This window comes from Candidatus Cytomitobacter indipagum (genome assembly GCF_008189285.1).
Lineage (GTDB): Bacteria > Pseudomonadota > Alphaproteobacteria > CAJXXZ01 > 1604HC > Cytomitobacter > Cytomitobacter indipagum.
The window spans coordinates 349,786-374,529 of record NZ_CP043315.1; the positions used below are offsets into that span (position 1 = coordinate 349,786).

The 24,744-nt window shown below is 28.9% G+C and carries 26 protein-coding genes; 11 read left to right on the plus strand and 15 right to left on the minus strand.

What is annotated here, in order from left to right:
* Nucleotides 1–139: 139 nt before the first annotated feature.
* Together FZC35_RS01460 and FZC35_RS01465 are read right to left on the minus strand one after the other, a co-directional pair.
* Nucleotides 140–3,175, minus strand: a complete 3,036-nt coding sequence (locus FZC35_RS01460) for a S41 family peptidase (RefSeq protein WP_172619011.1) — start codon at nt 3,173–3,175, stop codon at nt 140–142.
* Between the two features lie 184 nt (nt 3,176–3,359).
* The gene (locus FZC35_RS01465) at nt 3,360–4,868 is read right to left on the minus strand and encodes a type II secretion system protein GspD (protein WP_148980887.1); all 1,509 of its coding nucleotides are present in this window, start codon (nt 4,866–4,868) and stop codon (nt 3,360–3,362) included.
* Nucleotides 4,869–5,016: 148 nt separating this feature from the next.
* On the opposite strand from FZC35_RS01465, the gene dapE reads away from it, so the two are divergent.
* From dapE to FZC35_RS01485, 4 genes are all read left to right on the plus strand, one after another.
* Nucleotides 5,017–6,183 (plus strand): succinyl-diaminopimelate desuccinylase, encoded by a 1,167-nt coding sequence (dapE, locus tag FZC35_RS01470; protein WP_148980888.1) that lies wholly within the window; start codon nt 5,017–5,019, stop codon nt 6,181–6,183.
* 113 nt (nt 6,184–6,296) lie between these two features.
* Nucleotides 6,297–7,457 carry a hypothetical protein gene (locus tag FZC35_RS01475; RefSeq protein WP_148980889.1) on the plus strand — a complete coding sequence of 387 codons (1,161 nt, stop codon included), beginning with the start codon at nt 6,297–6,299 and terminating at the stop codon, nt 7,455–7,457.
* A 15-nt stretch (nt 7,458–7,472) separates the two neighbouring features.
* Nucleotides 7,473–8,822: a cell division protein FtsZ gene (ftsZ, locus tag FZC35_RS01480; protein ID WP_172619012.1), complete on the plus strand. Its 1,350-nt coding sequence runs from the start codon at nt 7,473–7,475 to the stop codon at nt 8,820–8,822.
* A 165-nt stretch (nt 8,823–8,987) separates the two neighbouring features.
* On the plus strand, nt 8,988–9,263 hold the full coding sequence (locus tag FZC35_RS01485) for a S1 domain-containing protein (RefSeq protein WP_216362636.1): 276 nt from the start codon (nt 8,988–8,990) through the stop codon (nt 9,261–9,263).
* A 646-nt stretch (nt 9,264–9,909) separates the two neighbouring features.
* Here the strand turns inward: FZC35_RS01485 and FZC35_RS01490 are convergent.
* From FZC35_RS01490 to FZC35_RS01545, 12 genes are all read right to left on the minus strand, one after another.
* Nucleotides 9,910–11,031, minus strand: a complete 1,122-nt coding sequence (locus FZC35_RS01490; RefSeq protein ID WP_148980891.1) for an aspartate kinase — start codon at nt 11,029–11,031, stop codon at nt 9,910–9,912.
* A gap of 36 nt (nt 11,032–11,067) precedes the next feature.
* Nucleotides 11,068–11,565 (minus strand): hypothetical protein, encoded by a 498-nt coding sequence (locus FZC35_RS01495; protein ID WP_172619013.1) that lies wholly within the window; start codon nt 11,563–11,565, stop codon nt 11,068–11,070.
* Nucleotides 11,566–11,627: 62 nt separating this feature from the next.
* Nucleotides 11,628–13,151, minus strand: coding sequence for a hypothetical protein (locus FZC35_RS01500; RefSeq protein WP_148980893.1), 1,524 nt, complete (start codon nt 13,149–13,151; stop codon nt 11,628–11,630).
* Nucleotides 13,148–13,606, minus strand: coding sequence for a hypothetical protein (locus FZC35_RS01505; protein ID WP_148980894.1), 459 nt, complete (start codon nt 13,604–13,606; stop codon nt 13,148–13,150). The genes FZC35_RS01500 and FZC35_RS01505 overlap by 4 nt, the downstream gene beginning before the upstream one ends.
* Before the next feature lie 6 nt (nt 13,607–13,612).
* Complete coding sequence (locus FZC35_RS01510) at nt 13,613–13,936, minus strand: hypothetical protein (protein WP_148980895.1); 324 nt, start codon at nt 13,934–13,936, stop codon at nt 13,613–13,615.
* Nucleotides 13,937–13,956: 20 nt separating this feature from the next.
* On the minus strand, nt 13,957–14,463 hold the full coding sequence (locus FZC35_RS01515; protein WP_148980896.1) for a hypothetical protein: 507 nt from the start codon (nt 14,461–14,463) through the stop codon (nt 13,957–13,959).
* The gene (locus tag FZC35_RS01520; protein ID WP_148980897.1) at nt 14,460–15,002 is read right to left on the minus strand and encodes a hypothetical protein; all 543 of its coding nucleotides are present in this window, start codon (nt 15,000–15,002) and stop codon (nt 14,460–14,462) included. Before FZC35_RS01520 ends, FZC35_RS01515 begins: the two co-directional genes overlap by 4 nt.
* Nucleotides 15,003–15,012: 10 nt before the next feature.
* On the minus strand, nt 15,013–16,212 hold the full coding sequence (locus FZC35_RS01525) for a phage major capsid protein (RefSeq protein ID WP_148980898.1): 1,200 nt from the start codon (nt 16,210–16,212) through the stop codon (nt 15,013–15,015).
* Nucleotides 16,213–16,264: 52 nt separating this feature from the next.
* Nucleotides 16,265–16,696 (minus strand): HK97 family phage prohead protease, encoded by a 432-nt coding sequence (locus FZC35_RS01530; protein WP_148980899.1) that lies wholly within the window; start codon nt 16,694–16,696, stop codon nt 16,265–16,267.
* A 24-nt stretch (nt 16,697–16,720) separates the two neighbouring features.
* Entirely contained in the window at nt 16,721–17,197 is a 477-nt protein-coding gene (locus tag FZC35_RS01535) for a hypothetical protein (protein ID WP_148980900.1), read from the minus strand.
* Nucleotide 17,198: 1 nt separating this feature from the next.
* Nucleotides 17,199–18,326 carry a phage portal protein gene (locus tag FZC35_RS01540; RefSeq protein WP_148980901.1) on the minus strand — a complete coding sequence of 376 codons (1,128 nt, stop codon included), beginning with the start codon at nt 18,324–18,326 and terminating at the stop codon, nt 17,199–17,201.
* A gap of 137 nt (nt 18,327–18,463) precedes the next feature.
* Nucleotides 18,464–19,153 carry a tetratricopeptide repeat protein gene (locus FZC35_RS01545; RefSeq protein WP_148980902.1) on the minus strand — a complete coding sequence of 230 codons (690 nt, stop codon included), beginning with the start codon at nt 19,151–19,153 and terminating at the stop codon, nt 18,464–18,466.
* A gap of 82 nt (nt 19,154–19,235) precedes the next feature.
* On the opposite strand from FZC35_RS01545, the gene yidC reads away from it, so the two are divergent.
* From yidC to xseB, 4 genes are all read left to right on the plus strand, one after another.
* On the plus strand, nt 19,236–20,726 hold the full coding sequence (gene yidC / locus FZC35_RS01550) for a membrane protein insertase YidC (protein ID WP_148980903.1): 1,491 nt from the start codon (nt 19,236–19,238) through the stop codon (nt 20,724–20,726).
* Nucleotides 20,727–20,911: 185 nt separating this feature from the next.
* Entirely contained in the window at nt 20,912–21,121 is a 210-nt protein-coding gene (locus FZC35_RS01555; protein ID WP_148980904.1) for a hypothetical protein, read from the plus strand.
* Between the two features lie 97 nt (nt 21,122–21,218).
* On the plus strand, nt 21,219–21,791 hold the full coding sequence (locus FZC35_RS01560) for a cob(I)yrinic acid a,c-diamide adenosyltransferase (RefSeq protein ID WP_148980905.1): 573 nt from the start codon (nt 21,219–21,221) through the stop codon (nt 21,789–21,791).
* Nucleotides 21,781–22,146: an exodeoxyribonuclease VII small subunit gene (xseB, locus tag FZC35_RS01565; RefSeq protein ID WP_148980906.1), complete on the plus strand. Its 366-nt coding sequence runs from the start codon at nt 21,781–21,783 to the stop codon at nt 22,144–22,146. Before FZC35_RS01560 ends, xseB begins: the two co-directional genes overlap by 11 nt.
* Before the next feature lie 131 nt (nt 22,147–22,277).
* Here the strand turns inward: xseB and FZC35_RS02885 are convergent, their stop codons facing one another.
* On the minus strand, nt 22,278–22,439 hold the full coding sequence (locus tag FZC35_RS02885) for a hypothetical protein (protein WP_216362637.1): 162 nt from the start codon (nt 22,437–22,439) through the stop codon (nt 22,278–22,280).
* A gap of 68 nt (nt 22,440–22,507) precedes the next feature.
* Here FZC35_RS02885 and FZC35_RS01570 point away from each other — a divergent pair, with 68 nt between their 5' ends.
* From FZC35_RS01570 to pssA, 3 genes are read left to right on the plus strand one after another with little or no spacing between them, the layout of a single operon-like run.
* Nucleotides 22,508–23,176 carry a phosphatidylserine decarboxylase gene (locus tag FZC35_RS01570; RefSeq protein WP_148980907.1) on the plus strand — a complete coding sequence of 223 codons (669 nt, stop codon included), beginning with the start codon at nt 22,508–22,510 and terminating at the stop codon, nt 23,174–23,176.
* Complete coding sequence (locus tag FZC35_RS01575) at nt 23,173–23,844, plus strand: phosphatidylserine decarboxylase (protein WP_148980908.1); 672 nt, start codon at nt 23,173–23,175, stop codon at nt 23,842–23,844. The genes FZC35_RS01570 and FZC35_RS01575 overlap by 4 nt, the downstream gene beginning before the upstream one ends.
* 41 nt (nt 23,845–23,885) lie before the next feature.
* Entirely contained in the window at nt 23,886–24,689 is an 804-nt protein-coding gene (pssA, locus tag FZC35_RS01580) for a CDP-diacylglycerol--serine O-phosphatidyltransferase (RefSeq protein WP_148980909.1), read from the plus strand.
* Nucleotides 24,690–24,744: the final 55 nt, after the last annotated feature.

The following is a 24,744-nucleotide window of genomic DNA, read 5'->3' on the forward strand; positions in this document are numbered from 1 at the left end:
TAAAACAATTTATTCGCTATATTTGAAAATATATTTTATATATGTTAGGGCAAAAATCTTATAGCATTTCTTCTAGTGAAAATTTTATTTTGCAAAAAATTTGCAAAAAATTTGCAAAAAATTATTTTATAAAAGACTGTCAAATCTTTTCTAAAAGAAGGTCAATTGCATATTCTAATTGTGGATCATGATTATTTTCAAAATCTTGTGGGAAAATTCCTACTTCAACATCAGGCTCAACTCCATTGTTTTCCATGTCTAATCCAGTCCCGTTCATTGAAATTCCATATTCTGGCTGACTGGTTAATCCTCCATCAATTAAATAATATCTTGGACAAATTCCAACTACTCCACCCCAAGTTCTTTTTCCAATTACTGGACCAAGCTTTAATTCTTTAAACATTCTAGTGAAAATATCTCCATCAGAACCAGTATATTCATTACACAGAAGAATCATTGGCCCAGAGGGAGACTCATCAGGATAAGGATCCTTTGTGCCGTGTCTTGGAATCGAATATGCAGACCTTCTTCTTTGCAATTTATCCAATATCAAAGAAGATAAAAATCCTCCACTATTGTATCGCGCATCAACTACAAGTGCATCTTTTCTATGTTCAAAAATATATCTTCTGTAAAATTCTTGAAAGCCATTCTCGACCATGTCAGGAATGTGAACATACCCTATTTTATCTGATCTATTTTTAATTATAGAAACATTTTTCTCTATCCATCTATGGTAAGAAAGCTCGCTCCATGATTTCATAGGCTTAATGTAAATTTCTTTATCATTATTTAGAATTATGGAGTTATTTTCTTTATTCAAATAAATATGAACATCTTTTTTATTATTCATATCATGTCCATTTACACTTGTTACTATATCTCCTGCCTTAGCATTTAAATGAAGCGGAGATTTGCAGTTCTTATTATAGTATATTTCATCTATCTTAAATCCTGTTTCTACTTTTGTGAATTTTGCGCCCAAATAACCATGGAATCTATGCTCAGGCTCAAAAACATCTCCTTTTTCCAAAACATATGCATGAGAAGTTTTCAACTCTCCAATCATGTCAGCAATAATTGAGTTTAGCTCATTTCTAGATTTAATTTTCTTCACTAAACTTTGATATTTAGATTTCATAGAATCCCAATCTATATTATTCATACTTGATTCCCAGAAATGCTCTTTAGTTAACCACCAGACTTCATTAAGGATTTGTGTCCATTCTTCACTTGGGTCAATTTCAACCTCAATATCATCTACAGCAACCCATCCACCTTTTTTGTGCGAAGTATCATTTTCTTCAAATTTAGATCCAGCTTGACCGATTCGCAATTTTTCTTCATTGGCATAAATAATCCATTTTTTATTTTGGGATAATTTATAGCTTGTCATATCAGATACTATGTTTTCTAATTTTGGATTTTGAAAATTAAATACGTCAAGCTTTTTGTCGTGTGAAATCAATAATTTATCTTCTATAGCAATTAGTTTGTGATATTTTCCTGGCTTAATTGAAGAAGCAAATGTTCTGAGCTCTATCCCATCTAAATCTATTTTAGTTGGCTCAATTTCTTCTTCGTCATCTTTTTTATCAGATTCAGCAGCTTTCGCTTCTTTGTTTTCATCTGAAATAACTACTTCATCTTCTAAATCATCATCTTCGTCATCTTCATCTTTAACATTCATCCAATCTACAAATGGATCTTTGGAATCTTTTTCCAATGAAATGGCATATGGCTTTGCCCCATGTTTAAAATACAAATTAAATGACATAGGATCAAATTCAGTTTTTAAATCCCTAAATGATAGAAAGTATATATACTTACCTTTTGGATCAAAGCTTGGAGATGCATCTTTAAATTCTGAAGGAGTAATTTGTGTGTGCTTTTTTGAATCTAAATTATATAAGAATAATGATGAAATGCTTGAGCAAATCATTCTACTGTAAACGATCCATTTTCCATCTGGAGACCAGTCAAATCCTCTAAATTTATTTCCATTATCCAGTATTTTCTCTGCATTTTTCTTGTCAATATCAATCAACCACATTTCATTACGATTATTTATAGTTGCAATTATATTATTCTCAGAAATAATATATTTCTCGATTCTTCCAATTCCTTCAACTTTAAATTTAGACTCTTCTTTATCATGATAAGTAATTATTGAGTCATTTTCATTATCTTGAATTGTAACTAATATATTATCTTTATTCCAAAAGGCAATTCTGCATCGAATATTTCCATTTCTTAGCTTGTGTCCTTTGTTCCACAATGCCTTAGAAAATACCTTTCCTCTTATTGCGCAAGAAACTTCAGATCCTTTGTTATTCACATCTCCACTAGTTATCAATTCATAATTACTTTCATTGTAAAATTTATCTTGTTCAAAACTATAGCTAGGACCTTCTATATCTAGTTTTTCATCTTTTCCTGTTTCAACATTAAAGCAATATATATCTCCAGCCTTGCTGTATAATATTTTATCTTCATCATATTTTGAGATTCCCCTTGCATAAAAATCATCATGATTAGTTTGTTGTTTCCAAGACTTTTCATCGACATTGTATTCATATATATTTCCGATTCCATCACAATCACTTAGAAAAAATAATCTATCTTTTACCCATAAAGGAGATAGTGCATTGCTGTTTTCAAATGGAAGTTTGATAAAATTTGCATTTGATGAATTTTTTAAATTAAATTTATCAGATGATGCAATCCATAAATCACCAACTGTTCCTCCTTTATACCCTCTCCAATTACTATATCCATATCCAAATCTCTGTATTACAGGTTTATTTTTACCATCATATGCAATAAATCCTGCATGACCACAAGGAATCTTTGTTGTGGAATCATCTTTTATATTTAAAACGAACAGCTGAAATTGATTCTTGAATGGTAATTCATAATTTGTTGCATAAATTATATTATCATTATCAAGCCATCCAACTACATAAGTAGAGCCTCCATAAAAAGTTTTTCTAATTGGCTTATGACTATTAATATCTATGATATAAACATCTGATTTACTGTCTTCAGATCCAGTAAATGCTAAATGCTTTCCGTTTGGGGATAAAGATAAATCTATGGCTGTATTTTGAAGCATAGCCCATCTATTTAGTCCATTTTCCTTTGACCAAGACCATAAAGTTTCATGAGATACCATGTATATCTTTCCTTGAAAACCAACTGGACACCTATAATATTGATTCAACGACATATAATAATTCTCTCAAAAATCATCAATCAATAATAGAGTTTCGATAATTTAATTAAAAAGGAATTGATCTATTGATTTTTAAAGAATATTTAATTATTTTCTAATTTATTGTTTTAGATTATAAGTGATTTCATTTCCTTGCATTTAACTTAAATAGCTCATAATCTTTTGCGTTGCTTATTAAATTATATTCAGGAGAATCTACAATATAAGCCCTTATCATGATAACAATTTCTTCGTAAACTTCAGAGCGGTTTGTCGATCCTAAAACAGAAACTTTTCTAACTCCAGGAATTCCTTCTTTTTCTTTTGCGCTTCTTTTTTTAATTAACCCTCCAATAACTACTAAATCTCCATCATCAACACGTATCGTGCTGTCCATTTCTTGGGTAGAAATTATTGGAACCTTAGATTCAACTTTTATATCATTTGCCATAAGAGGGACTGCTGGGTCTTTAGTAAAATGACTTATATCAGAGATTGTAGGGTGAACTAGCAATGTAATTGTTCTGTTTCTAAAATCTATTGATGGCTGAACAGAAAGCATAGTTCCAACTGGCACTGTATTAATCTCACTGCTAAATGCTCTCAAAACTTTATCTTCCCCAACAGATTTCTTCCAAGATAAATCTGATTGTTTTAAATTGAAGTAAATCTGATTTTCCGCAACTTTAAATATAGCGTATTGGTTATTTAGAACTGTTGTGGTTGGGTTAGAAACTGTAGATACTTCTCCGAAATTCTCTAAAAGATCAATCAAGCTATCATTAACTATCTCACCATCATCACTTTTTTGTGAAGTGAAAATTTTAAGCGCATTGCTATTTTGTGTTTCTGAGCCCACTGCCCAATCAACTTTATTTTTTATGTTTCTGTATAAATTAAGAGAATTCCAGTTTATTCCTGTTTTTAAGTCATGATTCAATTTAACAGATAAAACTTTCGCTTCGATCAAAACTTGACTTGATGCTCTTTTGTGCACTTGCATCAAGAAATCATGAATTTGTTTTTGCGTTCTTTGCTTTCCTCTAACAATTAAAACTCCAGCTTGTTTGTTAATTGTGTATTTTTTATTATTTTCTCCAAGAATAAAATTAAGATTAGATTCTATTTCTTTCCAAATGTCGTAATCATGTTTATTGCTCAAATTTACAGATGATCCAATGTTCAAACCACCCTTCTCGCATCCAGCGCTAACATTTGTATTAGTGCTTGCGCTTCTCACATTGGATAAAAATGCTATTTCGTGAAAAAACTCATATTCCTCATCTTTGACTATTTGTATATCACTATCTTGTATAACTATTCTAAATCCAGCTAAAGCACATAATTTCTTGACAGCCTCTAATGATGAAATATTTTTGCATGAAAAAAATACTTTTTTATCTTTCAATTCTTCAGAAATATTAATTGAAATACTGCTTTGTTCAGAAATCTTTTTAAGAATCTCAATTGCAGAATAATCTGCAAAAGTAACACTCATCTTATTGTCCCAACCAAGCGGAATGCACATTTTCTTTTTTGGTTTTTTTATTGCGTTGGATTTTGCATGCTTTAATTCTTTACATAATGATTTTGGCCTTTCCAGTTTCTTGTTGCAACCAAATAGCATCAAACAAATAATTAAAGAATACTTCATTGTGATAAAGATACTATTAATTCATCCATATTACAAATAAATAGGCAAATTATGACATTTAATGTTTGTGTTTTATCAACAAAATTATAATTTAATATAGCGCCATTATTCAATTGACTTTATAAGCATTAAGAATAAATAATTGCACATGAATAACTCTGAAACATTATCGATTATATCAAAATTAATTAGCTTTAAATCCATAACCCCCCTTGGCTTAGATTGCTTGGAATATGTATCATCTTTTTTAAAAGAATTAAATTTCTCAGTAGAAATCATTCAATATGGCCCTGTATACAATATGTTTGCGAAACTAAAAAAATCAGATGGTCCTCATGTATGCTTTGGAGGGCATGTAGATGTAGTGCCTCCTGGAAATGAATGGAATCACAATCCTTACGAGCTAACTCAACAAAATTCAAATGGAAAGGAAATGATTTCTGGATTGGGAATTGTTGATATGAAAGGGGCAATTGGTTGTTTCTTATCAGCTTTGAAAGATTGTATAAATAATATTAAAGGAACTGTTAGTGTATTACTTACCACAGATGAAGAAGGTGATGCAGTAGATGGCATAAGAAAAGTTATAGAAAATCATAAGCTATCAAATGAAAAATTTGATTTATTTGTATTAGGAGAGCCGTCTTGTTATAAAATTGCAGGCGATGCAATAAAAATAGGAAGGCGTGGAAGCGTTACTGGGATTATTTCCCTTAAAGGGAAAAAGGGTCATATCGCATATCCTGAGTTTACAAATAGCTCAATCAATCCATTAAAAGATATTTTAGATATTCTGCATAATAAAACCATTGGAGAAAGAAATGAATATTTTGAAGCAAGCAGAGTTCAAGTTACTGGCATAAGCAATGAAAATCAAACTGAAAATGTAATTCCTGGAGATTTGCAAATATGTTTTGGAGCTAGATTTAACTCTAACTATACAGGAGAAAAAATAATTGAAAAGCTATCAGAAAAAATCAACAAAGCATGCAATAAATATGACATAAAATACTCTATTGCATGGAAAAAGCATGGAGAATCATTTGTTGTGCATGATAAAAATATCATTCAATGGATTAGAGATAGTGTAAAAAATATTTCAGGCAAAGAAATAGATTTTAATGCAAATGGAGCAACTAGTGATGGTAGATTTCTAACCAAATTAGGCCCAGTAGTTGAAATTGGACTTAATGAAGATCAAGCGCATCAAACAAATGAATGCACAGAATTATCTAATATAAAAATTCTTCAAAATATATATTGCGAACTTTTAAAAAATATGACCAATATGCCTTCGTCAAAATCTTCTAATTAATAGCTCAAAAAATTAGCTTTTCTGCAAATTAAACAGAAAACCAAATAATAATAAATAATATTTAATTTCATAAATAGCTTAATTTCAATGATTAATAATGATATAATTTTGCAATGCATAAATTAATTCTTCAGTTTGGAGAAAAACAGACAACTGGTTGTGTTGTCAAGGAAAAAGAAAAAATAGCTACAGATATTCTTGATTCTCAAGGAATATCTAATGGAACTATCACTGATCTTAATAAATTTACAAAAAAAATACATGAATTAGTTAAAAAACTTGAATTAAGCACAAATGTCAAACTTCAGGATACAGTTGTTATTTTGCCTTCTGAGCAAATTAAAATTATTTATCTTTCAACGCAAATTAAAATAAAGTCTAAATTTAACATAGATCATATGAAAAAAATGATTTTTCAGCTAAAAAAAACATGCAATCAAAATAATTTATATCTTATAAAATGTTTTCCATGCTCAATAAAAATGGATGAGCAAAAAATAGAAAATCCAATGGGCATGGAAGGCTCTATATGCCAAATTACTTGGAGCATATTTTGCACGCAAAGGGCAATTATCAATAATTTCAGAAATGCTTTTAACAATCTATACATCAATGTTGTTGATTACAGCGTATATGATTATGAATTGTTTAATGAAATATTGCATGATGATGACAGAAAACTTGGATCAACAATTTTAAATATTAAAGAAGAAAATGCGATAATTTATTCAATAAAAAATCACATTCCAATTGAAATCATAAATATTAATATGGGGTACAGTATAATAGATAATGAAATAGCAGTAAAATTTAATATATCCATAAAACAAGCAAGTCATTTGAGGAAAAAGTATTGCAGAGGAATTGCAAATGAAAATGACAAAAATCATCATATAAAATTAAGTAAAAGGAATTTATCTGAGAATACAATATCTCACTATGAATTTATTCATAAAACCATTCCACTGATTAAAAAGTTTATTTCTCAATTAAAAAATACAGTTGAAAACAAATTGGACTATAGCAATAGATTGTTTTTATTTGGAGAATTTGCAGAAATACATGGAATTGAATTCATGTTTAACAAATATTTCGAAAAAAATCTGTATTTATTAAATAAATCCAATATAAATAATTTTGACTCAAACATTACTATTATTGATGCTTATTTAAAGAAAACAAAAAACAAAATAAAGAAAAAAAGCGTTTTGTTGAAAATTTCTCACTATATATTGCTTGGGTTAAAAAAAATTTATGATATGATTAATAAATAGTTAATGGAGATGGTAATGAAAAAAAATATGAATCTTAGGATTGTTGTTCTTGGTGTTGGTGGAGCTGGATGCAATGCAGTCAATAATATGATTAAGGGCAAATCTACCAAAGCATCTATCAAAAATAAATTAGATGCTATTCTTACTTCAAAAGATGAACATAATAATGACTCATCAAATGAAAGCGAAGTTTCTGATAGTTTGTTTTCTGGAGACACTGAAGAATTATGCGACATTGAATTTGCAGTTTGCAATACTGATATACAAGCATTAAATGAATCTAATTGCGCAAAAAAAATACAACTTGGAACAAAAACAGCTCAAGGTTTAGGGGCTGGCTCCAAGCCGGAGTGTGGTAAAAAAGCTGCAGAAGAAAGCATAGATTCTATAATGGAATTTTTGAGCGATGCAAATATGGTTATCATCACTGCTGGAATGGGAGGAGGAACTGGAACTGGAGCTGCTCCAGTTATTGCAGAAGCTGCAAAAGCTGCAGGAATTCTAACATTGGGAATTGTAACAAAGCCTTTTAATTTTGAAGGATCGCATAGAGTCAATGTTGCAGAAAAAGGAATAGAAGAATTGCAAAATAATGTCGATACATTAGTAATTGTTTCTAATCAAAATCTACACAGTATTACAGCTGGAAACACTCCATTTGTAGATGCTTTTGGCATTGCGGATAAGTTTCTTGCGGATTGCATTAGCAGCGTTGTGAATATCATTAAAAATCCAGGATTAATTAATGTTGACTTTGCAGATTTATCTACTGTTGTAAAAGACAGAAGAAATAAAGCTATGATGGGAAGCGGAATTGCAAGTGGAGAAAATAAAGGAGCGAAAGCTGCTGCAACAGCAATGTCTAATTTATTATTAGATTTTGGTGATTTTTCTTGGAAGAATGTTGACCATGTATTGGTTTGTATTACAGGTGGACCTAATTTAAGCATGGACGATGTTTCTGATGCTACTCAAAAGATTAATGAAGAAGTTTCTAGCAATGCACATATTATTCTTGGAGCGACTTTTTCAGATAACGAAGATGATTCAATAAGAATTTTCATATTTGGAACAAGCAAAATCAATGAAAGTGAAATAAAAAAAGATGGGGAAGAGAAAAAACGAAAAAAAGTGAATGCTAATTATGATGAAGATGGAGATGATAATGTATTTATTGGATCTAAGCATTATAATCTAAATGAACCAAATAGTGAGTTTAAAGCTGATTATAGCAATTCAAAAACAAATGACAAAAAAAATGGATGGTCTGTTTTAAATTTCTGGAAAAAAAACAAAAAGAGCGAAGAGGAAGTTTCTGTAAAAAATAATCTTCCTGATTTTCTCAAAGATCAAGATGATCAATAATTTGCACTAAACTGCATTTTATTTACAATTCAATACATATTACATTTATATAAAATTATTTTTTTATGCAATTTAATGCTACCGTAATTCAAATTATTATTTATGATTATTTCTTGACGAATTATTGCATCTCATTTACAATACTTGTTATGGAAGATTTAAAGTATGAATTCTAGCTCTGTACCGTTTTATGGGATAGTTGAATCTGTGTGTGCTGGAAAAATGAAAATTTTATTGGTATCAGATGTAGAAACCAAAACAAAAGTAGAGGGAGAGCTTAGGATTATTGCTTGCTTATCAGGCAAAATCAGAAATAATAAAATAAGAATAACTATGGGAGATAAAGTCAAAGTAAATATCAATCCTAGAAACCTACAAAAAGCCAGCAAAGATAATGGATGGATTTCAGGCACTGGAACCGTAGTTTTCAGAGAAAAGTAATTGAATCAATTAAGATTTTTAGTTTAATTTATACAATATTGCATTAAACGCTATGAATCAGAATGTATTTGCTGTGTATTCAAAAAAACCAATATATATTATGAAATAAATTATAAATTTAAGCATTTTCTACATTGTTATATATTTAATTACGATGCATGTTTTCCTTTTAATTGCATGCTCATTCACCAATTACGCAATGATTAATTACAACTAGTTTAAAAGTGATCAATCATCTGATTGCAATACTTTCAAATGAAATAGAAATCTTGAGCATTCAATAAATATTGAACAGTAAGAAGAAAGTAAAAAATCAAATAGCGCAAATATATCGAAGAATTTGCAAAGCAAGTAAAATGAAATAAATATTAATGAGAGAAAGTGAATTTGACTTTAGATAGCGCAAATTACTAATCAAAACAAAACAATAGATCGCTTAATGCGCCTTGGAAAATTGTTTTTAGCAGCTTAAAAGAAATTTTTGGATATCATTTTGATACATTCAAGAAAAAATAAATATTTATAAGAAAAATTTCAATAAATGAATTATTGTGGGAATTGAAATCTATCATCATGAAAAATCTAAACAATGCTTATGATTTTTCTTTTGCAAATGCATATTATATAGGAAATTAATTAAGCAAAATCATTTAACAAAGCTCTCATGCAAATCTTTTTCTAAATTTGATGCGTATTTCTTTTCAATGCAAATCCATGAATATGAGTCCATGCAAGAGTATATTTCGGAATATTTCTTTGCAATATTCAAAAAATGATCTTTTGCAATTTTGCTTGGATGTATTAAAGTTATTTTCATATATTTTTGTTTTGAAATATTTTTATTGTTATTTAAAGCATAATTTTCAAATTCTTCTTGATTGGAAAAAATACACCATTTGCCAAATGTAAAAATATGCTCACTTGGAATTGGATCATGATTTTCTAAGGGGATTATAAATGCTTGCTGCGATGTTACAATATTTTTTTGTGAAAAATTATTAGAAATCATTGTGCCAGATTCTTTTTGAAATGCAGATTCTACAAATATTTTTACATTATGCTTTTTCGCATATTTCACAGCTTTGTAGCAAACAACTTTTGCTCCATGTTTAGATGCAATTTCCATATTTTCATAACTAAGGCTATCTATTTTCTTTCCTGAATTTGAATTTGGATCACAAGTAAAAACACCAGATACATTTTTGTATATATAGCAATCTGCATTTAGCTCAGCAGCAATAGCAACAGCAGTCAAATCAGAAGAACTTTCCCCTAATGTGGTAATATTTTTGCTTGGAGAAATTCCTTGAAATCCGGCTACAACAGGTATTGTCTTTTGATTTATCAATTCTTTTATGTATTTCATAGAAATTTGCTGAATTTCAGCATCTCCATAATTATCATCAGTAACAATAGGAAGCTGCCACCCACATAAGGGAATCGATTTATAGCCACAATCTTGCAAACACAATGAAAAAACTCCAGCGCTTATTGTTTCTCCTGATGATAATATTAAATCTGATGCAATATTGGAATATTTTTTAATGGAATTCAAATTTCCTGAATGCTTTTCAAGAGCGCATTCATTTTCTGATGAAATTTGAGATATTAAATCTCTTAATTGATTAGTTGTATCATTCATGGCAGACACAACAATTATAATGGAATGTTCATTAAATTTAGGGGATATTTTTTTAATGCAATGCTTAATTTTATCTATATCTGCTACAGTTGCTCCTCCAAATTTCATAACTAAACATCTCTTCATGATTAATGATATGCAAATGTTTCATAATAAATCAAATCAATTTTCAAAATATTTCTTATCTTTGCTTGATCTTGATCCAAATTCAAACACATATGCATCCTTGAGACATGATCCAAAAATTCCTGCAGCTGTAGAAATAATGCAAATCATCTCAGTAGATAGATCAGAGATCATGCCTAAAACTAATAGGCAGAATGATAATCCTGCAAATGCTAAAAATAACATAATATGTCTTTTTCTTTTCTCATGCTTGCTCAGTAAAGCATCTCTTTTTCTAGCATTTTTTCTATCTTTGTGATGTATATCTTCTTTTATAATGCTTTCTATAGTCTTTTTTAAAATAATATTAACATGCTGATCTCCACTTAGCTTCTGTATTAATGAAGATTTATTGCACCCTTTTAAATACTTAAAGATATCAGATGCACTAGAGAAAAACAATTTTGAATAACTCTGCTTTCCCATAAACATGTTTCCAATAAACGATCCTATAAATTTAAAAAATTGAAGAATCTTAATTACAATATTAATCATTTGCAAGTGGAATAATTGTTATCTCTGGCTTTGGTAATTCAATAATCTCTTGTATGTAAAAATTATCTAAGATATTCATTATGTCTCCTTTCTTCATTTTGACAGCTCTTATATAAATTCATTCTCAATTCATTAAAATGATGGTCATAATTTGCATTATCTATAATTTTCAAACCAACTATTTGTCCAAAATCTCTTTCAAAATCTATTTTTGTTTTATTGATACATTGAGGCAAATTATAATCCTCTCCATAAATTCTTTCAATCAAAAACTGACCATGCTGTTTAATTGAATTCATATCAACATAATTATCGCAAAAATAATTTTCTGCTACATAATTTATTTTTTCATTTTTATCAGGCTGTTTGTATTCATTAAAATGCAATTTAAATCTTACTTCATTTTTATTATTTTGAAATATTTTCTCATAAGAGAATACATAAGCATATTTTTCTTGCATATGAATATCTTTAAATTTAATTTTATCCATTGTTTCTATAAAAGACCAATATTCTGCTGGCCCAGAAATTGAAATTGAATATTTATATGCATTTTTGCTAACATAACAGTTAATCAATTTCAATAATTGTTGAAAAATGTCTTGACCAGCATCTGAATCAAATAAATTGCATCCATACTGAGATGATCCAACAAAGCTCTTTTCATTTATCACAACCCAATTTTTTCTATCCATAAAATCACCTGATTTATGAGCTGAAATGCATTGGTAAATCTTATTATTTAATAAAACTTTATCTCTGCTTAAGTAGTGCTCTTCTTCTTTCCATGCTTTATATTGAGCAATATATTTGTCTCCGTTTAAATTAATATTGAAATCTTTAATATTATCAATATTAAAATTCATTTTCCATGCTTCAGATTTACTTCTCTTCTGCTCCTTTTTTAATGTTATAAAAACTCTGCCATCACGCATGTAAGAATTCGATACAATATACTTTCCAAATCTTTGAGCTTTTTTCGGCATATTTTTTTTAATTTTACTTACTGCTTCTCTAGAAATATATGAAGTTATACTATTCATCACGTCTATCATTTTCATCTCATGCTCATTCCAACGAATATTAACATTGCATTCGAATGAATTATTATTGCTAGGAATATTGTATTCTTTGCTATATATTTTATCATCATCTAAAGCTAAATGATAAATATTTGGATCATGCTTATTTAAATTAAAAACTCTTTTCTGAGAATCAAATAACAAAACATCATTTACATGCTTCCCGCTTGGATTAAAAATTTCATTAATAGGATCTAACTCAAATGCTTTTTCAATATCTTCTTGTTTGGGATCAGAAATCATACTAATAATAACTGATATTTTATCAATTCTCTTTGAAACTATGCTCCCTAAAAAAACAACTTTATTATTATATGCAATTGCACAATGTTTAATTTTTTCAATAATTTCAATATCATGCAAGCTTACATGAATTTCTGCTTTTGCTTTACTATTAACATTTTGACTTATTTTGATTAAATCTACTTTATTGCTATATTTATCTTCATCTTTTAAATCACTTGCATTAATTTCATTTTCAGATGCAAAAAATAAAATGCTCATATTTCTTCTAATTCCAATTTCCAAGTAGATTTTCCATATTTAAATTCAGATGTTAATTTGATGACCTTCACTTTCAACATAATTCTATAATTTAATTTTAACCCATCATAACTTTCAGCTTCATCAATAGATTTTAAATATACTCTTTTATTATCTGCTGTTATTAAAAATAAAGAGCCAGGAACAATATTTCTATCAATTTTAATCTCTTCAGATGGCTTAATATTTTGATTCATGCCTAATGCACATTCTAAAATCATAATTTCATTCATTCTGATCTCAGGTGCTGATCCAAATCCACATATCGATGATGTGTATTTATTATTGTTTGATACTATAATAGGATCTCCATTTATACTACGCTTCATAAAACTATTTGCTTCTAGAGTTTGCGTGCATTGATTTGAATCTATCACATTATAATTTCCAACCTCATATTTTAAAATTAAATTCATACCACCTCATTCATCTTCAACATCTCTTTGAATTGCAATCAAAAATCTTATGATTCCTTTGTTTACATCGCAAACACAATCAACGCATTTTTCATCGCTGCATATTTTATTTTTTAATTTGACAAACTTCTCATAATATTCTGTATTAATTTCGAATTTCTTTAAACGCATACAGTATCTTATCCAAAGTTTTTCACAATCTTGTTCATGCTGTTCTATTTCTATATTTAAAACATCATGCGCACTATTATCCTGAAATCCAATGTATGAATTTGGAAATACGCTTGATGCAATTTTTAATATTTTCTTATTACATTCATTTAATTTCATTTCTATACCTTTTGTTTGTTTTAATTTTGATAATTTGCACTATCAGTTTGCACTAATGTACTTTCATCATTATCACCCTCTTCAATATCAGTTGAGTGATAGCTAGCATTAGTATCCAGATCATTTTTTTCTTGAACTTTACTATCAATTTCTTGAATATGCACATTATCTGTTGCAAAAATACTTTGACTTCTAATTTCTTTAGCAAACAAATAGCCGTACCTATTATTAATTGGCTGAAGAAATGAATTAACTTTTACATATTTATCATTCCAAGCAGCCATAGAAAAATGCTTTGTATCAAGATTGCATACTATTCCAAAAAAATTCTGAATCACTCCAGTTTGTTTTTGATGCAAATTTAACGGAGCCATATGACACCAAATTTGTTCCATTTTTGTAACTTTTTGCACATATTTCCCATCTACAAAAACTTCATCTATGAAAATAGGCTCTATAAAATCTCTAAATCTTGGCATTTCTCCTTGAAGAATAGAGTTCCATTTGTTTGGATAATTTGTGCTCATAATTTATTTCTCATGATTTTGAATGAATCCAACAAAACGTTATGATTTCTTAAATTATCACTCTTTTGAGCAGATCCATTGTATAAAACCTCAAATCTATTTAATAAATATTGCAAAATAGATGATGGCAAATCTTCTTCTTTTTCAAAACCAGCTGAATACTTAACTCTAACTTTTTTGTTCATATATTTATTCTTATTAAGCTCTAGAATCATGTAATCATTATGCTTTTGAACACAATAATCTTTGATATTTTCAAATTTTCCATTTTTCATAACTTCAACGCTATTGATCTTTGCAATTGGCGGCTTTGGCAAATGCATTTGCACTTGATTATGCGTGTAAACCCATTTTTTTAATACAATAGATCTATCAGTGTAGGTTTCAGCCTGACTAATTGCAATTTTCAAAAGTTTCTTGATATATTCATCGCTCTCTTGAAGAGAAATTTTAAAATGATTCCTGATGAAATTTAAATCCACAGGCAAATCATTTGACTCTTCTTCTAAATGCAGATAATCATTACTAGCAACACTCATTATTTATCCTTTACTTGCTATCTGCTTGAGTTTTTCTAAAGCCAACAAAAGCATCTTCTCTTATAACTTTAGCTCCAATATCATTTCTCACATAATTTTGCACCAAAGATTTTTTGCTGTATTTATCATGCAACACAAGCAGGTTGTCATTTTCTACAATCGCATAACCTTTTTTCAAATTACAAAAAATCAATTCACAATTCTTTCCTTCTAATTCAGGAACAAAGTAAATTGGGTAATTTAAGAAATATTTATTATGACAATCTGAGTGAATCAAAAACCTTCCAGCCTTGTCTGTTAATTGCAAAAATTCATTGTACATTCTTCTTGTCATCATCCATGCAGTATTTTCACCATGAAATTCTTCTGGAAGCTTACTCACCATATTAATGGCAGTTTCATAATTGAAATCTCCATCAATAATATATTTATCATCAGAAGGAACAATGCTATCTATTTTTCCTTCTACTCCATCTACAAACAAGCTTCTCTCTGTTTTAGACATATCATGTGCAATTTTAGCAAGAACAAATGATTCAAAATTAATTGGCTTGCTATGCATCATATCTTGAGGAATGTTTGCACAAGCTTCAATTGGACATAATTCAATATCATTGTTTTTAAAAGTCACATCAGTTGAATTTGCATTATCATAAGCATTGTCACAGTCTCCTGCAGTGACTTGAATATCATTTACAAAGGAAAGCTTAAAAGATCTACCTCTTTGAATTGAATATTTTGAAGCCAATTTCCTAACTGGAGAAACATAACTTGACATTTGAGTTAAATATTGATTAAGATGCGGGAAAGTAAAATATCCACCTACTTCTTGCATGTCATTTTTTCTCTCTAATGAATTTCCAGTGCAAACATAGTCTCCAAATTCTTTTTCAAAATTATTATTACACTTAGACCATGAAGAAATGCTTTTCTTTTCGATAGGTTTATTTTTATCATTTTTATCTGATAATTCAAACATTTTTCTATCTAAATCCATGCATTTCTTCTCCAATTCACTTTGTTTGTTTTCCATATTTTTTTGCCCTTCTTTAATTTTTTCTTGATCTTGTTTAATGCTGACTTGTTCTTCTGTATTTTTTTTACTTTGCTCTTCTAGTTCATGCTTGCATTCATAAAATGCCTTTCCAAAAACTTTCAACGAATCTTGATGACTCGCATCTTTTCTCTCTATATTGTTAATTTGATTCATAATTTACCTTTCTTAATTTTAATAACAAAAAATAATCTTGAGTAATAAATAATCAACTTTCAACTTTATTAATCAAAGCTGAACGATTAGCAGGAAATCGAACAATGGAAATTTCTCTTAAATCAATTTTAGTCAATCTTCTGACATTTCCATCTGTTTCATACATTATAGGCTTAAAACCAATAGAAAGACCACATATTTTTTTCTCTCTTATCATATTGTAAATTTCTTCACCCATATATAAATTTTTAAATATCTTGCCTGTAACGTGCAATCCAACATTATTTTCTTCAATTTCAATCCACTTACCCAATGGAATTCCGAAATCATGTTGAAAAAGCATATCTATATCAGAAAAATCTCTAATAGCTGCTTTAAATGCATTAGGCAAAATAATATCACCTTTTAGATCTATTTCATTAAATGTGCTTGCATAGCCATAAAATAAACCATCTTCATTAATATTTTTAATTTCTAACTTCATTTTCTCTTTCTAATTCTTTATTTTTTATTCTTCTTCATTGCGTTCTGATAATGAATAATCCACAAATGGAATGAATAACATATCACTATTATGCATATAATATGCAGATTGAGTTTTCAAACAAATAGCAACAGTTTCTCTATTAATTGTTTTTTCTGCGCTTTCTGAATCAGGCACAAATTTCAATTTACATCCAAATAAACTTCCTTTTACAGAAAGAACAGGTGCTTTGTAAATAATATTTCCTTTATACGTAAAGGCTATATAATCAATATTATTATCATGATATTCACTGATTTGCCATTCACTTTCATTTGAATAATCTTTAGCATTTAATGAAAAATCTTTGCTTTTATTAGATTCAACATTCTTATTTGCAACAACCATTTGATCAGATAATTTATTAATAGACTCTTCTATTAAAAGAAAATTTCCATCCATTTGTTTAGCTGTTAATGGCCCACTATTTCTTTCGAAAGTTGTTAGTTCTAATTTATTCATTTTATTTTCCTTTGTATCCACATAATTCGCGTTTTTCCTCTATAGATAGGAAAGATAGCCCATCAACATGTTTTTCGTATTCTTCTTTTTGCGCAGAAAGAACAGGAACGCTTGAAAAATCATATTCTAGTTGCAAATCCGGATAGTTTTGCAATAACCAATCCTTCAATTGACTCAAAATCATACTAGCAAATGGAAAAAGAGTTTCTTTCCAGAAATTAGATCTTGCTTCTCTGTAATATGTAAAAGATGAGGCTTCGTGCATTCCAAGCATTACTGGAGGGACTCCAAATGCCAATGCTATCTCTCTTGCTGAATCCATCTTTGCTTTGCTAAAATCCATATCTTTTGGAGAAATGCTCATTTCTTTCCATTGAGCACCTCCTTCTAGAATCATTATTCTTCCAGCAGAATCTGATCCAGAATATCTTGAGTCCAATCTTTCTCTTAGATCGCTAATTTGGTCATCAGTCAAATGATTGTCAAAAACTAATGCCCCAGAAACCCTTCCTCCATTGTTTAATATGGATTGATTGTGATTAGTAATAGAGTTATAAAGCATAGCTGATTTCTCAATAGATGAAATTGGACTCATTCCCTTCCATGGAGAAGAAGGATTGAATAGTTTAATATGCAAGAATTTTTTGTCATTTGCATCAATTTTACACTCATCAGAGCATGCATATTGTTCTGCATCTCCAGAATCATTTCGATCTATTCTAACATTTTTTGCATTCATACGAATAATCTCATCTTCATCATATTTGTATAAATAAGCATTTCCATGCAACAACAAATCAATCACTGTGGCATTAATCATCATAAACCAATCGCATTTATCATTTGGTCTTGTGATTAATTTAGCTATTTCATGATCTTTCAGTATATTTCCATCTTTATCTTTTAATTCATATTTTATATTTGCTATATTTTGCGCTATCAAATTAACGCATCTGTACACTATCACATTATCTTCATACAAGTTTCCACAGTATGATTCACGGCTTGTATAATTTGCAATAGTGTCATATATTACATTCTTTGGCTTGCTGAAATTCTTTTTCTCAAATTGAGAAGGCTCATTCATACGCTTGCCATTAGATTGCAAAAATTTCTTCAAAAAATTCATATTTCATATTCCATTTTGATCGTTTCCTTTGAGTTGGTTGGGAGTAGGAGTAAGATGCATCCTACATTTTCTGTTGTACTAAATTTTAGGGTGCATTTTCAAGCTTTTTATTTCAGACCTTCGAAAACATCCCTGTTTTACAGCACATTTTCCACTTTTTTAATTTCGTTAATAATGTACTTTTCATGCATGCTTTTTCTATAATTTGCATATTTTGAATCAAAAAACTCCATCAAAAGTTTAGCTTGGTCTATTTTTTTCAAACCTAACAAGCATTCCATAATATTTAAAATACTTCTAGGCATTTTATCTTCATTTTTTCTGTACACAATATCACTTTTATTTCTAATCATTGATTTATAGAATTGACCTAAGTGCAAAATCGCATTAGTAAATTTTTTCTGTTTTAATCTAATCATTCCCATCCAATAATAGTGGGAACATGGATCAGAAGATTTCATTTTTGACAATTTAAAAAATTTCCTATAAGCAGAGTTCATATCCCCTCTTGCCATCAGTTTAATTCCATCTTGATGTATTTTTATGTAATCTTTTCTAGATATTTGATCTTCAGATTTATTTAGCGGGATGTATTCAATAATATTTTCTATATATATTTCATGCCCATTTTTTTTAGTCAAACTTCTCCTTGAGGCTTCATTCAAAATATTTCTGATGCTTTCAATTTTCTTTTCGCAATTAATTTTCTGATCACCTGTAATTTGCTTGTCTTCACAAAGACTTATCAAGTGCATTTTTACATTATCCAATTCATAATCTACATCAGCGAACAAAACGCCACAAAAAAAAGCAAAAACTAAGAACATATACTTACATTATAAATGAAAAAATAGTTAAAAAAAGATTGAAAAATCTGAAGATTTAATATATCTTGAGTGTATTAAAACAATGAAAAAATATCTTTTTTATATTAATATGGCTTTATTTGCCGCCGTACTTTGGTCTTTTTACAATAAGAGAAATATCCAAATCAAGGTTCCTAGCGTAGTTAATTCTCAAGTTGTAGTAAATAAACAACTAACCAAAGAAGCAATTAACATAGATAATAAAAATATCGAAGGAAAAATACATTTCAATAATAATTCTTTTTCAAATTTGAAGATTAATTATAATAATAAGAAATACAATATCTTGAATTGTGATTCTTCTTGGAGCACAACATGGAATTCAAAAGATTCTAACACGCCAAACAACGACCAATGGTCTAGTAATAGTGAATCCCTTTCAAGCGATAAGCCTTTAATACTTACATGGAAAAGTCCTGAAGGATCTATTTTCGTACAAAGCATGCAAATAGTAGATGACTATATAGTCAAAGTAGAATACTCTGTTTTCAACGCACTATCTAAGCCAATTAATATTGGATTAGACTTATTAACAGAAAAAGTTAAAGGAAATTTTATATATCAAAAAGATGACGCAACAATCAGAGCAAGCAAAAAGCATGCTTCCATCAATACAAATTCATGGCATGGGTTTGAAGACGAATACTCTGCATTTGCTGTAATTCCTAAAAACAACATTTCATATTCATACAACTCAAATGATTCAAGTTCAAATGTAGCGTTTCCTTCTCAAACAATTAACCCTAAAGAATCTTCTTCGTGGAGCTTTTATGTGTTTGCAGGTCCAAAGAAATTAAGCATTTTAAAGAAATATGCAAAGAAATACGAAGCAAATGGATTGGAAAATTTAATAAACTACGGCTTTCTATCAATTATAACCAAAACTATATTTGCAATTTTATCCTACATATTATCTATATTTGACAACTTTGCATTTGCAATATGCTTGTTAACTTTAATTGTAAAGATAATACTAGCGCCATTTTCATATAAATCCCATATATCAATGATGAAAATTCAAAAATTGCAGCCACAAATTGAGCGAATTAAAGAAGTGAACAAGGGAAACAATGTTGCTACACAGCAATCCATTCTTGCGCTATACAAACAAGAATCAATTAATCCATTAGGAGGGATTTTGCCTTTTGTTTTCCAGATTCCATTATTTATATCTTTGTATGCAGCAATTTCAATAAGCATAGATTCAGTTAATGCTGGATTTTTGTGGATAAAAGACCTATCTATATCAGACCCATACTCTGTAAATAATTTGATCAAATACTTTACTGCAAAATCTTTGCCTTTTGATATAAATCTTTTATCAGCATTGTTTTCAATAACAATGATTGCCCAACAATGGAACACTTTAAAAAAACAAAAAGATAATTTTATTCTTGCTTTGCCTTTAGTTTCAGCAGTTCTGTTATCAAGCTATTCATCTGCATTTATGATATACATGATTTGGAGCAACATATTAGCGTATTTGCAATCAATCATATTCAATAGAATTATCAAAAAGAACTATGCAAATTAATGCAAAGTCTACTAAGCAACTTAACTTTTTTCTATATAATGTCTTCTTTTTGCATAATATATGATTTAATTTTTTTTCAAGTCCACTTATTTTCTTTAATTTTTTTTACACTATATTGCAAATTCAAACTTGTTTCCTTTATATCAACAATATCCTTTATATCTTTAATTTATGTAATCTCGATATTGAGCAAAAAAACATACATACAGCTAGGGGATATTTTTATGCTCATAATATCTGGATCAGACATAACAATAGATAGACTTCCTTATTTTATGCTGTACATAGGGATAATAAATCTACTCATAGGATTAATTTACAAGAAATTCACAAAGAAAAATGAAGTGCCAATGATTCCTGCAATATTAATTTCATGGATTTTATTAAAATCTTAAATTAATTATAAAATCAGCAGCAATTTCAAATTATAAAAATACCATTCATCCAAAAACACAAATTGCTATCAATCATCAAATTTGATAAAAATGTAATATGAACTGCCCTTACATTACTAAATCTGGAGACAAAGGAAAAACTTCAATCATGAACAAAAGGCTTGCAAAATATAGCCCTCTAATATGTTTTATTGGAGCTCTTGATGAAATAAATTCAAATATTGGTTTAATTTTAAGTCATATAAATGAAAAAAACTTTTCTGATCTAAATCTAACAAAGCTTCTTCTAAACATACAAAATCAACTTCTAAATATAGGAGGATATATGAGCGGAGGAAACATAACAATTGATGAAAAGTACCATTTATACATAGAAGAGCAAAGCAATTTATTTTTCAAAAATCTGAAAAATGCAAATAATTTTGTTTTTCCTGGAGGATCTATGCTATCAAGTTATATACATATTACAAGATGCATCATTAGAAGATCAGAAACTATATTTTGGCAATACATAAACCAAGCAAATTCAGAATCAGAATCACAGCCAGAATCACAGCATGTTGGGCAATATATCAATCGACTATCTGATTTATTTTTTGTTCTCGGAAGGTTACACGGACAAAAAAATGAACTACTATGGAAGGTAGGAGAATTTCTTTATGAACAATGAAAATAATATCAGCAATATGAGCTTTGAAGAAATTATTATGAAATTAGAGCAAATAACAACAAAACTTGAAAGTGGATCTATGCCATTAGATCAAGCAGTTGAAACATACACTAGCGGAATAGAGCTAAAGAAAACAGCAGAAAAACAGTTAAAGAATGCTTATTTAAAACTACAATCTGTTCAAGAAAGCGCAATTGTATCTAAATTCAGAGAGCAATTTGTTATTTTGTTGGAAAATTTTCAAAATTCTATTATCCAATCTCTGGAATCAAAAGATAGCGAAAGCTCAATCAAAGCAAAGAATAAAGAATTTTTAAGCAATTTAATTGAAATTTACAACAGATCATCACAATAAAATACGAAGCGTTGTAATTATAAAATCATAAAATATTCAAATTTGTTTGCAATTATTTAATTTATTAGATATAACAATGGAGTTATGTTTTTTGCGATTATAATAATGGGAATTTTAGCTTTAAAAGTTATCTATAAATATGAACCGAAAGGGTTAATTAAATATACATACAACATGCTTTTGTTTTCTTTATTTTTAGTAACATTAATATCACTTGTTGTATTTATGATATTTCTTATTTTATCGCCAGTTTTGTTAACAAAAACAGGAATAGATTTGGCCAAAAGCATCATGATGTATACAGCAAAAATTTAAACGCAGCAGTTTGATTTACTTGTCATATATGGTATGAATATATTATATGTTTAAACTGAGCCAAGATGGAATCAAAATAGCTAAAGTTCTTATACTAGTTATAGCTTTAAGCTTTGTTTTAGGTAAATTTATCACACTGCTATCAGTAGGGCTTTTAATTTTATTCAGAGATGAAAATAGAATTATTACCAATCCAAATGCAGTATTATCACCATGTGATGGAATTGTTTTATCCATTGAAAATAATGTAAAATTCAATCTATCTGATAAATATCAAAACAATAAATGGAATAAAATAACTATTTTAAATGGAATACTAGATATCCATGCAAATAGAATGCCAATGAGTGGAGAAGTAGAAGAAATAATCTACACTCCTGGAGATTCTAGAGATCGCTATATCTACAAGCAAAATGAAAAAATATCTTGGATCATTAATGGAGATATAGATTTTATTCTATCTCATTCTGTAGATACAATATTTCATGTTGTTTCATCCAAAGTAAAGAAAAATCAATTTGCAAAAATTGGAGAAACATATGCTAATAGCTTTATAGGAGCAACAATAGAGCTGTATTTGCCTCAAGATATTGAAATTACTATTTCAGAAGGGCAAAAAATGGTTGCAAGCGAAACTTCTATAACAAACAGCATAGTGAAAAATGCGATGAATCAACATCCCTCTAAAAAAATCACTAAGAAAGATACAAAATGATTAAAAGAACTTTTATTGATAAAGTAAGGTCAGATGGATACAACACAATTGCTATATCTTTTCTTGCTTCGCTATTTTCATTTTATTACAGTTATTATTTAGGATTATGCGGATTGCTATTTACTGCTTTTTGCATATGGTTTTTTAGAGATCCAGATAGGGTTGTGCCAAATAGAAGCGATATTGTTATAAGTCCAGCAGATGGAATTGTTGTTGATATAGAAAGAAACGTATCTTCTCCAGAATTTAAAGATGGATCTTGGACAAGAATAGGAATATTTCTAAGATTATCTGACGTTCATGTTAATAGATTTCCTATTAGCGGAAAAATTATGCACATGAAATATGAAAAAGGAGGATTTGGATTTGCATGGGGCAAAAAAACTCATATGAAAAATGAGAGATTAGCCATATTTATCAAAGGATTTATTGATTGCATAGTTGTTCAAATAGCTGGATTTGTAGCAAGAAGAATTGTCACAGATGTTTCTACTAAAGATGATGCAAAAATGGGATCAACTTATGGAATGATCAAATTTGGAAGCAGAGTAGACACTTATTTTCCTGGAGATATGATAATTCATATAAAAAGAAAGCAAACTGTAGTTGCCGGAGAAACAATCATAGCTAGCAAGCCAAAAATAACGAAAGAAAGCAATGAAAAATAAAAATACGCATCAATCAATTGCATTTTCTGTAAAATATTTGAATGGAAATAACTAACATGACAGGAAATAAAAACAACCCCACATCTGTTAGAAGTAACAAAAATAATGATTTTCATAAGAATAGAAATCGCAGAGTGAAAGATTTTTTTCGCAGTAGAATGTTCCTCATACCAAGCTTTGTTACATCTATTTCCATATGTCTTGGAATGCAAGCTATACATTTTTCATTTACTCAAAACATAGAATATTCAGTATTATGCATAGCAATCGCGATGTTCATAGATGGAATTGATGGAAGAATAGCTAGATATTTAAATAGTGCGTCAGAATTTGGAAAAACATTAGATTCTCTTGCAGATTTCTTAAGTTTCTCTATAGCTCCTGCATTAACAATATATTTCTATAAATTAAATGATTGGATAAGCTTTGGATGGTCATGTTGTATATTTTTTGTATTATGCATGGCATTTAGATTAGCAAGATTTTCTAGCGATGAATCTGACCATGAATCTTTCACAGGAATACCAGCTCCAGCTGCTGGATTATTAGCATTTTTCCCATTTGCTTGTGAAAAAGTTTTCAGCATTTCAATGCATCCAGCGTATTTTGCATTCACTGTGCTTATAGTTTCTTTAGGAATGATAAGTAAATTTCAGACAATAGCATTAAATAGAGTTCAAATCAATCACAAAACAATGAATGTTGTATTTGCATTAATAGCATCATTAACAGTATTGGCTATTACATATATATGGGCAGCTGGATTACTTATTGGATTTATATATTTATCACACACAATTCTTGCAATCTTCAAGCACAATAAAAATAATCATAAAATTGATTAAGAAGTTTTAAAGCAAGCCATTTAATAAATTTAATAAAAACAATAAATTAACATGA

Excerpts from the sequence above, each read along its gene's own strand:
- FZC35_RS01475 (WP_148980889.1), top strand. The coding sequence starts at position 6,297 with ATGCATAAATTAATTCTTCAGTTTGGAGAAAAACAGACAACTGGTTGT.
- yidC (WP_148980903.1), top strand. The coding sequence starts at position 19,236 with ATGAAAAAATATCTTTTTTATATTAATATGGCTTTATTTGCCGCCGTA.
- FZC35_RS01540 (WP_148980901.1), bottom strand. The coding sequence starts at position 18,326 with ATGAATTTTTTGAAGAAATTTTTGCAATCTAATGGCAAGCGTATGAAT.
- FZC35_RS01495 (WP_172619013.1), bottom strand. The coding sequence starts at position 11,565 with ATGATTAATATTGTAATTAAGATTCTTCAATTTTTTAAATTTATAGGA.
- xseB (WP_148980906.1), top strand. The coding sequence starts at position 21,781 with ATGAACAATGAAAATAATATCAGCAATATGAGCTTTGAAGAAATTATT.
- FZC35_RS01500 (WP_148980893.1), bottom strand. The coding sequence starts at position 13,151 with ATGAGCATTTTATTTTTTGCATCTGAAAATGAAATTAATGCAAGTGAT.
- FZC35_RS01560 (WP_148980905.1), top strand. The coding sequence starts at position 21,219 with ATGAACTGCCCTTACATTACTAAATCTGGAGACAAAGGAAAAACTTCA.
- FZC35_RS01505 (WP_148980894.1), bottom strand. The coding sequence starts at position 13,606 with ATGAATTTAATTTTAAAATATGAGGTTGGAAATTATAATGTGATAGAT.
- FZC35_RS01530 (WP_148980899.1), bottom strand. The coding sequence starts at position 16,696 with ATGAAGTTAGAAATTAAAAATATTAATGAAGATGGTTTATTTTATGGC.
- FZC35_RS01515 (WP_148980896.1), bottom strand. The coding sequence starts at position 14,463 with ATGAGCACAAATTATCCAAACAAATGGAACTCTATTCTTCAAGGAGAA.
- FZC35_RS01570 (WP_148980907.1), top strand. The coding sequence starts at position 22,508 with ATGTTTAAACTGAGCCAAGATGGAATCAAAATAGCTAAAGTTCTTATA.
- FZC35_RS01490 (WP_148980891.1), bottom strand. The coding sequence starts at position 11,031 with ATGAAGAGATGTTTAGTTATGAAATTTGGAGGAGCAACTGTAGCAGAT.
- FZC35_RS01485 (WP_216362636.1), top strand. The coding sequence starts at position 8,988 with ATGAATTCTAGCTCTGTACCGTTTTATGGGATAGTTGAATCTGTGTGT.
- FZC35_RS01510 (WP_148980895.1), bottom strand. The coding sequence starts at position 13,936 with ATGAAATTAAATGAATGTAATAAGAAAATATTAAAAATTGCATCAAGC.
- FZC35_RS01465 (WP_148980887.1), bottom strand. The coding sequence starts at position 4,868 with ATGAAGTATTCTTTAATTATTTGTTTGATGCTATTTGGTTGCAACAAG.
- FZC35_RS01545 (WP_148980902.1), bottom strand. The coding sequence starts at position 19,153 with ATGTTCTTAGTTTTTGCTTTTTTTTGTGGCGTTTTGTTCGCTGATGTA.
- ftsZ (WP_172619012.1), top strand. The coding sequence starts at position 7,473 with ATGAAAAAAAATATGAATCTTAGGATTGTTGTTCTTGGTGTTGGTGGA.
- pssA (WP_148980909.1), top strand. The coding sequence starts at position 23,886 with ATGGAAATAACTAACATGACAGGAAATAAAAACAACCCCACATCTGTT.
- FZC35_RS01520 (WP_148980897.1), bottom strand. The coding sequence starts at position 15,002 with ATGAGTGTTGCTAGTAATGATTATCTGCATTTAGAAGAAGAGTCAAAT.
- FZC35_RS01575 (WP_148980908.1), top strand. The coding sequence starts at position 23,173 with ATGATTAAAAGAACTTTTATTGATAAAGTAAGGTCAGATGGATACAAC.
- dapE (WP_148980888.1), top strand. The coding sequence starts at position 5,017 with ATGAATAACTCTGAAACATTATCGATTATATCAAAATTAATTAGCTTT.
- FZC35_RS01460 (WP_172619011.1), bottom strand. The coding sequence starts at position 3,175 with ATGGTATCTCATGAAACTTTATGGTCTTGGTCAAAGGAAAATGGACTA.
- FZC35_RS02885 (WP_216362637.1), bottom strand. The coding sequence starts at position 22,439 with ATGATGCTTTTGGCCAAATCTATTCCTGTTTTTGTTAACAAAACTGGC.
- FZC35_RS01525 (WP_148980898.1), bottom strand. The coding sequence starts at position 16,212 with ATGAATCAAATTAACAATATAGAGAGAAAAGATGCGAGTCATCAAGAT.
- FZC35_RS01535 (WP_148980900.1), bottom strand. The coding sequence starts at position 17,197 with ATGAATAAATTAGAACTAACAACTTTCGAAAGAAATAGTGGGCCATTA.